This window comes from Polaromonas sp. P1_G2 (assembly GCF_056405515.1).
Window position 1 is genome coordinate 1 of sequence record NZ_JBFUBY010000137.1, and the last position, 10,702, is coordinate 10,702.

Consider the following 10,702-nt stretch of genomic DNA (forward strand, 5'->3'; position numbering starts at 1 on the left):
TAACACAAGAGCATCAAAGGAAGCAAACACATGCGCGCACACGAAATCCCCGTCGGCATCCTGCCGACCCAACGCGGCCTGTACTACGGCGGCGCTTGGCATGCGCCCAAGGCCGGCGGCTATGCCGACACCTTTAACCCGACCTACAACGAAGCCATCACCTCGGCCCCCATCGCCGATGCGGCCGATGTGGATGCCGCCGTGCAGGCCGCCCACGCGGCGTTTCCGGCCTGGGCCGCCACGCCGCCCGTGGAGCGCGGCCGCTACCTGCGAAAGGCTGCTGCCGTGCTGCGCGAGCATGCGGTGCCGCTGGCGTTGCTGGACTCGCTCAACAACGGCAACCCGGTGTCGGCCCTGGCCATGGACGCGGGTTTTGCCGCCGACTGCCTGGATTACTTCGCGGGCCTGGCCACCGAGATCAAGGGCGAAACCATCCCCATGGGCGACGGCAACTTCAACTACACGCTGCAGGAGCCGCTGGGCGTGATCGCCCGCATCGTCGCCTACAACCACCCCTTCATGTTCGCCGCCGCCCGCCTGGCCGCACCGCTGGCCGCCGGCAACACCGTGGTGGTGAAGTCGCCCGACCAGGCACCCCTGTCCATCCTGCGGCTGGCTGAACTCGTGGGCGACGTCTTCCCGCCCGGCGTCGCCAACTTTTTATGCGGCGGCCGCGAGTGCGGCGACGCCATGGGCAAGCATCCGCTGGTGCGCAAGATCACGCTGATAGGCGGCGTGCCCACGGGCAAGGCCGTCATGAAGACGGCCTCCGACAACCTGAAGCCCGTGCTGCTGGAGCTGGGCGGCAAAAACGCGCTCATCGCCTACCCCGATGCCGATATCGACAAACTCGTCAACGGCATCATCGGCGGCATGAACTTCACCTGGTCGGGCCAGAGCTGCGGCTCCACCAGCCGCGTCTTCCTGCACGAGTCCATCCATGACCAGGTTCTGGAGAAAGTCGTCAAGCTGCTGCCCGAGCGCCACAAGCCCGGCATTCCGACCGACCCCAGGACCACCATGGGCTCGCTGGTCAGCCGCGCGCAGCTCGAGAAAGTGCAGGGCTACGTTGCCAAGGGCCTGGAAGACGGCGGCCGTCTGGTCTGCGGCGGCAAGCAGCCTACGGACGAGGCGCTGAAAGACGGCTTCTTCTACGAAGCCACCGTGTTCGCCGACATGAAACCGCACATGCGTCTGGCGCAGGAAGAAGTCTTCGGCCCCATCATGTCGGTCTTTAAATGGACTGACGAAGACAGCCTGTTCGAGCAGGTCAACGGCGTCGACTTCGGCCTCACCGGCTCCATCTGGACGCAGAACATCAACACCGCGCACCGCGCCGCCAAACGCATACACACCGGTTATGTGTGGATCAACAACTCCAGCCAGCACTTCATGGGCGCGCCTTTCGGCGGCGTCAAGCAATCGGGCATTGGGCGCGAGGAATGTTTTGCCGAGCTCATGGAGTTCACGTATACCAAGAACGTGAACCTGAAGCTCGGCTAAAGCCATCGCACAGCCCGTGGGGCTGTGCGGGGTTCAGCCCGCCATCCGCCCAAAACGCCCCGCGTTGAAATCCTTCATCGCCTGCAGGATTTCCTCACGGGTGTTCATCACAAACGGCCCATGGCCCACGATGGGCTCGTCGATCGGCTCGCCGCTGAGCAGCAGCAGGGTGGCGTCGCCGTTGGCTTCAATCTGCAGCGCTTCGCCCTCGCGCTCCAGCAGCGCCATCTGCGCTTCGCGCACCACTTCCTGGCCGTTGAGCTGCACCGTGCCGCGCAGCACGACCAGCGCCGCCGTGCGGCCTTCGGGAATGGTCAGCACCACCGTCTTGCCTTCGCGCAGCCGCATGTCCCAGACGTCGATCGGCGTGAAGGTGCGCGCCGGCCCCTTGTGGCCCTCATAGTCGCCCGCGATCACGCGCACCGTGCCCGCGCCGTCCGGCAGGTCCACCCGCGGGATGTCCTTGTCCAGGATGCCCTGGTAGCCCGGCGCCGCCATCTTGTCTTTGGCCGGCAGGTTGACCCACAGTTGCACCATCTCAAACGGCCCGCCCGTGCGCGTGAATTCGCGCGAGTGGAATTCCTCATGCAGGATGCCGGATGCCGCCGTCATCCACTGCACGTCGCCCGGGCCGATCACGCCGCCGTTGCCGGTGGAGTCGCGATGCTCGACCTCGCCCTTGTAGACGATGGTCACGGTCTCAAAACCACGGTGCGGGTGCTGGCCCACGCCGCGCGGCGTGTCGGTGGGCTCAAACTGCGCCGGGCCGGCATAGTCCAGCAACAGGAAGGGGCTCACATGCGAGCCCAGCGTGTCATAGGTGAACAGCGAGCGCACGGGGAAACCGTCACCGACCCAGTGGCCATGGGGGTTGCTGTAAATGCCCAGAATCTTTTTCATCGCGTGTTTCTCCTGTTTCCTGTGGTGAGGCCGGCAAGAACCGGGCCAACACAGGGCAGATGGGGGAAAAAAGACGCCCCATTAGGGGGCAAAACCGCATGTCTGCGTTCTGTTTTTAGAACAATTGGGAGGGACGCGCTGGCATAGGGGAATTGCCCCCGGGAAGCGCCAGGCAGGCGACGGGAAAGCGTCCGATACCGCGCCGCACCATATTCCCACACGCCACCACGCAGGGGCGGCTAGGCTGACTCTTTGAACCCACCCATCCATCGCCGGGGAGAACCGAAATGACGGACAGCCCAGCGCGCCGTGAGGATTTTGATATTGCCGGCTGCAGGATTTCCGCTGTGCTCGCCGGAAACCGGAGCAATCCCGCCTTCCTGCTCCTGCATGGTTTTCCGAGCTCGTCACGAACCTTCAGGAACATCATCCCGCGCTTGTCGGAAACGTGTTTTGTGATCGCGCCGGATCTTCCGGGTTTCGGCCAATCAGGCCTCATTCCCGATCCGAGCTTCGCGCGCTTCACCGATGTGATCGAGGACCTGCTGAAAAAGCTTGGCGTGGCCAGCGCCTACCTGTATGTGCACGACTACGGTGCACCCGTCGCGCTAGACCTTGCGATGCGCGACCCGCGCCGCGTGCTGGGCCTGGTGATCCAGAACGCCAACGCGCATCGCACCGGCTTTGGCCCGGCCTGGCAGGACACGATTGCCTATTGGGATACGCCGTCGAAAGAAAATGAAGAAGCCGCCACGGCGCATTTGAGCTTCGAAGGGGTGCGCGCCCAGTACGTCGGCGGCATACCGGAGGACATCGCCTCGCGCATCTCCGCCGACAACTGGATAGAGGATTGGCGCATCATGAGCCAGCCCGGCCATCTTGAACTGCAGCGCGCCCTGGTCAAGGACTATGGCCGTTATGCCGACCGGTTCAAGGACATCGGCCGTTACCTGCGCCAGCACCAGCCGCCGGCGCTCATGCTCTGGGGACRGCATGACAGCTTCTTCGACTGCGCTGAAATCGTGTCCTGGCTACGGGACTTGCCGCACATGGAGGCGCATGTCCTCGACGGCCCGCATTTTCTGCTCGAGACGCACGCGGCGCAGTGCGCGGAGCTGATCTTCGATTTTGTGAAAGAGAGAGGGTGACATTTAAAGGGGTGCATGTCATGAACAAGGAAGCCGGTTCCCACGAGATGGAGCAAGCGGTGCGGCAATTGTTTGATCGTTATGAAGGCCACTTCAACGCCGGCTTAAAGGGCGAAGTCGACCTGCCGGCCGTCGCGGCACTCTATGCGGATTCGTTTATCGCCGCATCGCCCTCGGGCCTCTTCGCGGGCAAGAACGATGAAGAATTCAAAAAGGTGACGGTGCAGGGTTTCAAGCACTATCGTGAAACAGGCGTGCAGCAAATGGTGGTGCGCAATCTCCATGTCTCGGTAATTGACGAGCTTCACGGACTGGCCCGCGTGGAATGGAGCGCGACCTACAAGGCCAAAGGCCAGGAAAAAGTCATCCCCTTCACCAACGTCTATCTAGTGCGTCTTGAAGGCACCACGGCCAGGGTGTTCGGCTGGATCACCGGGGACGAGGAGGCGCTGCTGCGCCAGCACGGCATCGGGTGAGCCACTGCTGGGCGACTGGCAAGCGGCCGGCCATCACAGTTGACATCCAGGGCCTGCAATCAGTATCGTCATAGCCATGAAAACAATGAAGCTGCATGAAGTTCCTGGCGCGTTGCTGGCCGTGGAATACGAGACAAACCATGGGGCAGTGGGCATGCCGGTTGTTTTGCTGCACGCCAACGTCGCGGATCGAAGAATGTGGCAAGGCCAATGGGACTGGCTGGCAACAATCCATCCTGTGGTGAGTTACGACCGCCGTGGCTTTGGAGAATCGCGCACATTGAGGCCAACGCCGTATTCAAATGTGGCCGACCTTAGGGACGTGATGGATTCTTTGGGATATGACCGTGCGGTGCTGGTGGGCTGTTCCATGGGAGGCCGCGTAGCCATCGACGCGGCGTTGGCGCGGCCGGACCGGGTGGGCGGTCTGGTGCTGGTTTCTCCCGGCGTTAGCGGCGCGCCGGCGCCACGATACGGCGATTCGGTCAAAGCCCTGATGGATGCAATCAGCGCTGCTGCGGCGCAGGGCGACCTGGATGCAAAGAATGAGCTTCAGGCACGTCTTTGGCTGGACGGCCCCTTGAGTCCGCCAGATCGGGTAGGCGGTGAGATTCGCCGGCTCTTCCTTTCGATGAACGGTAGCGCTTTACGGGCAGCCGACCCTGGCCCGGCATCCGAAGAACCTTCAGCATGGGAACAGCTGGAAGCGATCAAAGCGCCTGCGCTCGTGATGTGGGGCGATCTTGACCTCCCGCACTTGCAGGAAAGGTGCGCGCTTGTTGCGCAGCGCATACCCGGGGCCCAAAGCTTGGTACTTCAGGGCATGGCGCATCTGCCTCCACTGGAAGCACCCCAGGCGTTCAACCTGGCGCTCGGGCGATATTTTGAAAGTTTGCTGCGGCGATAGAGACAGCCGGCCTTTGCCATGAACATCCTTCGCAGGACGTTAGTGCAATAGCTGAGGCGGGAGGTCGCCGCGACTGCCGGGCGGCAGGTTCTGCCAGCGCCGGTAGTCGAGCCACTCCAGACCCGGCTGCCCTCCTTCCCCCATGGCCAACGCCACGAGGTCTGCTGCGATTGACAGACCGTTCGCGCCGTTTGCAAAGAACACGAGGCCACGTCGATGCGTGCGCGATACCACTGCGAAGGCCTTGGTGTTTCCGTTGTCGCCCCAGTGCCAAAACGCTTCGTCCCCGTTTCGTTGTTGCAGCCCCCAACCGAGGCCCCAGGTGACTTCGTCCGAAAGCGGTGTTGCCGGCCGGCCAATGCTGCTCGTAAATGGCCCCACGCGAACCTGGCTGCGCAGCATCTGCGCTGCGGTGTCCGGCTTCAATCGTTCGCCGTTTAACACTGCGACCAGGAAGCGCCCGTAATCCGGCGCTGTGGTGCTCAGGCTGGCGGCAGGGTTCGCAGATGCCCAGCGCCGCTGCCCTTGCGGCTCGCCGCGTGTGTCATGGCCGAAAACCTTGCGTTGCGCATGGCTGTCTTGCCAGAGGAAGCTGCTGTGCGTCATGCCCAGGGGGTCGAAAACCAGCCGCTTTACCGTGCGCTCGGTGCTTTCCCCGGTGATGCGTTCCACCACACTGGCAAGGTAGACAAAGCCTTCTCCTGAATAGCTGAAGCGATCACCCGGCGTGAAATGAATCGTCAAGGGTGCTCCCGCCGTCCTCCAGTTCGGAAAGCCCGTGCGATGGCTCAGCACATGGCGCGCCGTCATCTGCGCAAGGCGCGGGTCTTCTCCCACTTCGTAGCCACCCGGGAGGTAGCGCACGAGCGGAGTGTCCAGCTCGAGCAGGTCGGCGTCCACGAGTTGCAGCACCGCATAGGCGAAAACCGCTTTACTCAGTGAAGCGGCCTCGAACACGGTGTCCTCCGCCACCGGTTCCCGCGTGCGCGCATTCGCCAGGCCGAACGTACCGTGCCAGGCCAATCCTTTGTCGGTAACGAGTGCCATGGATAGCCCCGGCACCCTGGCGCTGGCCATCAGCGCCGGTGTTTGGCGTTGCAGGCGCCCGGCTGCTTCGTCCAGAGGTGGAAGTACACCCACCTGCGCGGCGGACGCGGCAAGCGCATTGAGGATCAAAACGACGGCGGTAGCGAGGTGGCGCATGTGAATGACTCCTGCAGAGCAACGGCCTTGACCGCAGCTGATGACCGCAGGCTCTTGGGCCGGACCCATGTACTACGGCTGCTCACCGCGATGGAAGTCTAGCCTACCCTGCTGTACCTGGAACTGCGCCCGGATGCCATCGCCATCCGCTCGTGCTCAGTGAGTTGGCCCCTTGGCGTATATCTTTTTGACAGCAGGGCTGGATGGGGAATGGAAATTGCCGCTAAATCTTCAAAGAATCAAGATCCAGGGATATGGAGCGGGTGAAGGGAGTCGAACCCTCGTATGAAGCTTGGGAAGCTGCCGTTCTGCCATTGAACTACACCCGCGTTGTGTGGCTGCTGACGAACCACCTTTTGCGCTGAAGCCGCGCCAGGGGCGGGCTCGCGGCGATTTTACACCCCGGTTCCGGTCTTCACGAGCGCCAGTAAGGCTCAGGCAACTCAGGCAGCGAAAGCTCAGGCTGCTCCTGCTCGCGCAGCGCCGCCTGCAGGCTGTGCTGCAGCTTGCCGGGCTGGTCCATGCCACTGCAAAGGGTCTCGATATGAGCCCTGGCCGTCACGCGGTCGTTGTGCACGCCAAAAACGGTTTGCGCCTTTTTGAGCCAGTCCAGCCAGTCTTCGATGGCTTTGGCGTCATAGCGGCCGGCGATGAACTCGGTGAGGTAGCGCAGCTTTTTGGCGGTGATGCGCAGGCGGTGCAGTCGCGTGGGGCTTAGCTGTTCCAGCCGGGGCAGGGCTTGCCGTAGCCTGTGGTCCAGTTTCTCGAGCTGCGCCGTGAGCGCGTCAAAGGGCACGGGTGGACCTTCGTCCTCGGGCTGGGTGAGGCAGCGGCCCAGCTGCAGCAGCAGGTGCTGGGTGTCGCGTTCCTCGAGGGCGGCCTGGGCTTGCAGGCGCGCGGTGGCCTGTTGCAGGGCGATGGTCTCCTGCAGCTTCTGGCGCAGCGCCGCGTCGTGCAGGCTGTCCGCCAGCGGGGGCCAGGTTTCTTCGATGAAGACGTCCCAGTCGCGGGCGGCGCCCAGGCGTTGGCCCAGTGCGCGCAGGCTGTCCTGCAAGGGTGCCAGCGCTTCCTGCCGCCATTCGGCCGCGCCGGCCAGCGGGCCGCAGGCCACACGCAGGCGCCGCACCGCGACGCGCAGCTGGTGCAGGTATTCGCTGTCATAGTGCCCGGCCTGGGGCTGGGCGAGGAAGCCGGCTTCATTGGCCTGCCAGTGGGCCAGGCAGGCTTGCACGGCCTCTCGCGCGGCGTCGCGGGCGTCCTCACCCGGGGGTGTTGCCAGTTCAGCGGCCTTGACGGCAGGCTCCAGCGCCGCGCCGCGGGCCAGCCGGTCGCCGCGTTCGGCCTTGCTGCGGTTGTCCAGCACCAGCGGGTGGCGTTCCACCAGCAGCAGGGCCAGCGCGAACAGCGCGTCGACCGGCCCGCCCTTGAGTTCCAGTTCCACCTCGCACAGCGCTTCGCTGTGGTCCCCGGCCAGGATTTCGCCGTGGTCGATGGCGACCTCGATGATGCCGCCCGCGGCGGCTGTGACCTGGCGGATCTCGCGCTCAAAGCGGGTGCGGAATTGCGGCTGTAATTTGTCTTTGAGGGGCGCCAGAACCGACTCAAAAGCTGTACCGGCCAGCGGCCCCCATTCGAGCGCCGGGCCGGCGACGGGGAATTCGATTTCCTCGCGCTGGTGCAGGCCCGCGCGGCTGCTGCCGCCGCCCTTGGCGGTTTGCAGCCAGTGCTTGCCGTCGCTGCGCAGGCGCAGGCCTATGCCGGCCTGGGCCAGCGCGCGCTGCGGCGTGTCAAAGTAGATGTTGTCCAGCTGCTTGCGCGTGGCGCGGGTATGGGCCCACAGCGGGTCGGCGCGCAGCGCGGCCAGTGCGTCAGGGGGCAGCCTCAGCTTGAGTTCGATTTCCATGGGGGTTTGTGCGGCGCCGAACGCGCGGCGACAAGAGTCATGGTACTGCGCAGCAGCGCGCCAGGTGAACCTTCAGGCAAAGGCCCTCACCGAATCAAGGCCGCAGGTAAGCCCAGCCTTCGTGCTGCCTTCAGCGCCGCGGTGGGYGTGGTCGACGCCACCACCATCACGCTGCGCGCCATGGAAACCCTGCCCAAGGCCGGCGACAGGCTGTTGCTGATCGCGCTGGTGATCGTGATCTTCACGGTCTGCTTCCGGCTGATCTGCCACCTCATCAACCCTTAGCGCCGTAAGCTGAACCAGCGCTTTCACCGGCCGGTGCGGGCGGCCAACCCACCGTTATCAAGGTGTGCCAAACCATCGCGTCGTTTGTATGAGCAACTCTTTGGCGTCGGATGTCGACTCGCTTGCCCAGCCGACGACGCCATCCGGGCGTACGAGCACCGCACTCAGGCCGAACCGGGCATCGGTGCTTGCACGCGCGTATGCGAGGCGGTCTTTCCAGGCGCCGGCGATGGGTCTCAAGGTGTCGGCGCCGAACTCGAGCAACAAGCCCTTTCCGGCACGCAGGTAATCAGCAAGTTTTCGGMCATCGGACACTTCGAAGTCCGGCGCACTTCGACCGGCAAGCGGATGCGCGTTGCCAAGGTCATACCGCAAGGTCGCACCCCATACCCGCTCGGCGAAATAGGTCGCACCGTCCGGTGTCTCAATGAGGTCGCGCATGATGCTTCCGAGAGCGCGGGAACTTTCGCCCGGCCGCATGAGCGCGACCTGGGCACGCGACCAGTCCAGAATTTGCGCACCCACGGGGTGGCGCTCGGCGGCATAGGTATCCAGCAACTCGCCCGGCGCTTCGCCCCGAATGGTGGAGGCAAGCTTCCATCCGAGGTTCATGGCGTCTCCCAATCCCAGGTTCAAGCCTTGCCCGCCGAGCGGCGAATGGATGTGGGCGGCATCCCCGGCGAGAAGCACCCGCCCTTTGCGGTATTGGCCGGCCTGAAAAGCCCGGTCGGTCCACGTGGTGGCGAGCCTGAGCGCCGTGACGGTGACCCCGGGGCCGGCGACACGGCGCAAGACCGACTGCACATGCTCCAGGGTCATGGGTTGGTTGCGGTGAAACGCACCCCCGTCAAAGTCAACCATGGCAATCGTTCCGGGGGGCTGGAACGTGTACACCCCGGTGGGGGTGTACTGGCGCCCCGGCGTCAGCTTCTCCGGGTCGGCCAGCTCGACTTCAACCGAGTAGCCCGTGAACTCCGGCTGCGTACCCAAGAAATCAAAACCGCCGGCTTTGCGCACGGTGCTGCGGCCGCCATCACATCCGACGAGCCAGCGGGCGCGAAAGGTCTGGATGCCCGCGAGAACATCCACGTGTTCGTCCGAAGTGCTGAACCCGTCGACGGCAACACCTCGCCGGATATCCACCCCCAGGGTAGTCGCATGCGCGTCCAGCACGGCTTCGAGGTCCGCCATGGTCGAAACCATGGGCGCGCTTGCCGGGTTGGGGAGGCAGTATGGCCACCGCTTGCTGTCGATGTTGTCCTGGAAGAACTGGATACCTGCGAAGTGTCCGCCGGGGCGCCGCGTCTGCCCCATCCAATGCGCGACAGGCGCCGGCTTGCCGTCGGGGGCCTTGGCTCTTTGCACCTGCAAGGCTTGAACTTCTCCCAGGAGTCCTCTGCGATAGAGCGCTTCGGCAGTGGGAATTGAAAGCCCGCGCATGCCAAAGGGAAGGCTCTTGAGCGGAGAGTCCGGGTTGTCGGCCTGCTCGAGCACCAGGACAGATGCGCCGCCCAGCCGCAGTTCACCGGCCAGCAGCAAGCCAACCGGGCCTGCCCCGACGACTACGACGTCATAGATGGAAGAATTGTTCATGTCCGCTCCTGAGTGATGTCCGGCCGGAGCGGTTCGTCGACGTTGAGAACCACACGGACGAACAGGGGACGCCTCTACGGCATCGGTGTTCGTCGTGGGGCCTCCGGCGATGTGCGGAGGCAGAGCTCTCGTTTCTGAAAGGACCTGGACTGACCATACCAAGTCTGCCTTTTTCGACAGCCACAGTGTAGCAAGGCCTCCGGCTCACCCGGAACAATCCATGACCAAGCCGTGGCAAGGTCCTGATAAAAGTCAAGGCCGCAGGTAAGCCCAGCCTTCGTGCTGCTTCTTCATGATCTCGGTGACGCCGGCGGGCACATAGCTGATGCCGGCCAGCATGTCGTCCTTGGTCAGCTTCTGGCCGCGCATGGTGTTCTCGCAGGCGGTGACCTTGATGCCGGCTTTGGCGGCGTCGGCGATGCGCGAGCCGGTGGGTGATTCAAGCTTGAGCATGCTGATGCCGGGGCCGTAGGCGACGATCTCGATCTCGACGTTGGCTGCGCCCACGTCGTCCTGCAGGTTCTTGGCGTTGTTGAGCACCAGGTTCCATTTGGCCGGGTCGTTATCGCTGACCTGGATCACGATGCCCTGGCGTTTGCCGCCTGCGGGCTGGGCATGGACGCCAAGAAGCAGGGTGGCGAGGGCTGCCGTGGCGCCGGCCTGGAGTACGAGTCTGCGGTTCATGGGGGAGTCTCCTGAGGGGGAGGCTTATTTCAACACAATGCCGGCTCTGAGACACTCCATCGTTCGGGCTCCTTCAAACGCCGCGGGCCCCCATCCCAAC

Annotated in this window: 10 protein-coding genes and 1 tRNA gene; 5 read left to right on the top strand and 6 right to left on the bottom strand. The window is 64.1% G+C overall.

Annotated features, from left to right (window positions below):
* The first annotated feature begins 30 nt into the window (after window positions 1-30).
* The gene (locus AC1D0P_RS14895; RefSeq protein ID WP_477677452.1) at window positions 31-1,503 is read left to right on the top strand and encodes an aldehyde dehydrogenase family protein; all 1,473 of its coding nucleotides are present in this window, start codon (window positions 31-33) and stop codon (window positions 1,501-1,503) included.
* Window positions 1,504-1,536: 33 nt separating this feature from the next.
* On the opposite strand, the gene AC1D0P_RS14900 is transcribed toward AC1D0P_RS14895, so the two are convergent.
* Window positions 1,537-2,403: a pirin family protein gene (locus tag AC1D0P_RS14900; protein ID WP_477677453.1), complete on the bottom strand. Its 867-nt coding sequence runs from the start codon at window positions 2,401-2,403 to the stop codon at window positions 1,537-1,539.
* A gap of 287 nt (window positions 2,404-2,690) precedes the next feature.
* Here AC1D0P_RS14900 and AC1D0P_RS14905 point away from each other — a divergent pair, with 287 nt between their 5' ends.
* From AC1D0P_RS14905 to AC1D0P_RS14915, 3 genes are all read left to right on the top strand, one after another.
* Window positions 2,691-3,551: an alpha/beta fold hydrolase gene (locus AC1D0P_RS14905; protein ID WP_477677454.1), complete on the top strand. Its 861-nt coding sequence runs from the start codon at window positions 2,691-2,693 to the stop codon at window positions 3,549-3,551.
* Entirely contained in the window at window positions 3,548-4,027 is a 480-nt protein-coding gene (locus AC1D0P_RS14910; protein ID WP_477677455.1) for a nuclear transport factor 2 family protein, read from the top strand. Before AC1D0P_RS14905 ends, AC1D0P_RS14910 begins: the two co-directional genes overlap by 4 nt.
* A gap of 76 nt (window positions 4,028-4,103) precedes the next feature.
* Window positions 4,104-4,934: an alpha/beta fold hydrolase gene (locus AC1D0P_RS14915; RefSeq protein WP_477677456.1), complete on the top strand. Its 831-nt coding sequence runs from the start codon at window positions 4,104-4,106 to the stop codon at window positions 4,932-4,934.
* Between the two features lie 39 nt (window positions 4,935-4,973).
* Here AC1D0P_RS14915 and AC1D0P_RS14920 read toward each other — a convergent pair whose 3' ends face one another.
* From AC1D0P_RS14920 to AC1D0P_RS14930, 3 genes are all read right to left on the bottom strand, one after another.
* Window positions 4,974-6,137 carry a serine hydrolase domain-containing protein gene (locus AC1D0P_RS14920; protein ID WP_477677457.1) on the bottom strand — a complete coding sequence of 388 codons (1,164 nt, stop codon included), beginning with the start codon at window positions 6,135-6,137 and terminating at the stop codon, window positions 4,974-4,976.
* Window positions 6,138-6,392: 255 nt separating this feature from the next.
* A tRNA-Gly gene (locus AC1D0P_RS14925) sits at window positions 6,393-6,466 on the bottom strand.
* An 86-nt stretch (window positions 6,467-6,552) separates the two neighbouring features.
* Window positions 6,553-8,040, bottom strand: a complete 1,488-nt coding sequence (locus AC1D0P_RS14930) for a CYTH and CHAD domain-containing protein (RefSeq protein WP_477677458.1) — start codon at window positions 8,038-8,040, stop codon at window positions 6,553-6,555.
* 141 nt (window positions 8,041-8,181) lie between these two features.
* Between AC1D0P_RS14930 and AC1D0P_RS14935 the strand changes: the two genes are divergently transcribed.
* Complete coding sequence (locus AC1D0P_RS14935; protein WP_477677459.1) at window positions 8,182-8,325, top strand: hypothetical protein; 144 nt, start codon at window positions 8,182-8,184, stop codon at window positions 8,323-8,325.
* Window positions 8,326-8,382: 57 nt separating this feature from the next.
* Here the strand turns inward: AC1D0P_RS14935 and AC1D0P_RS14940 are convergent, their stop codons facing one another.
* Window positions 8,383-9,918 (bottom strand): FAD-dependent monooxygenase, encoded by a 1,536-nt coding sequence (locus AC1D0P_RS14940; RefSeq protein ID WP_477677460.1) that lies wholly within the window; start codon window positions 9,916-9,918, stop codon window positions 8,383-8,385.
* A gap of 252 nt (window positions 9,919-10,170) precedes the next feature.
* Complete coding sequence (locus AC1D0P_RS14945; protein WP_477677461.1) at window positions 10,171-10,602, bottom strand: DsrE family protein; 432 nt, start codon at window positions 10,600-10,602, stop codon at window positions 10,171-10,173.
* Window positions 10,603-10,702 lie beyond the last annotated feature (100 nt).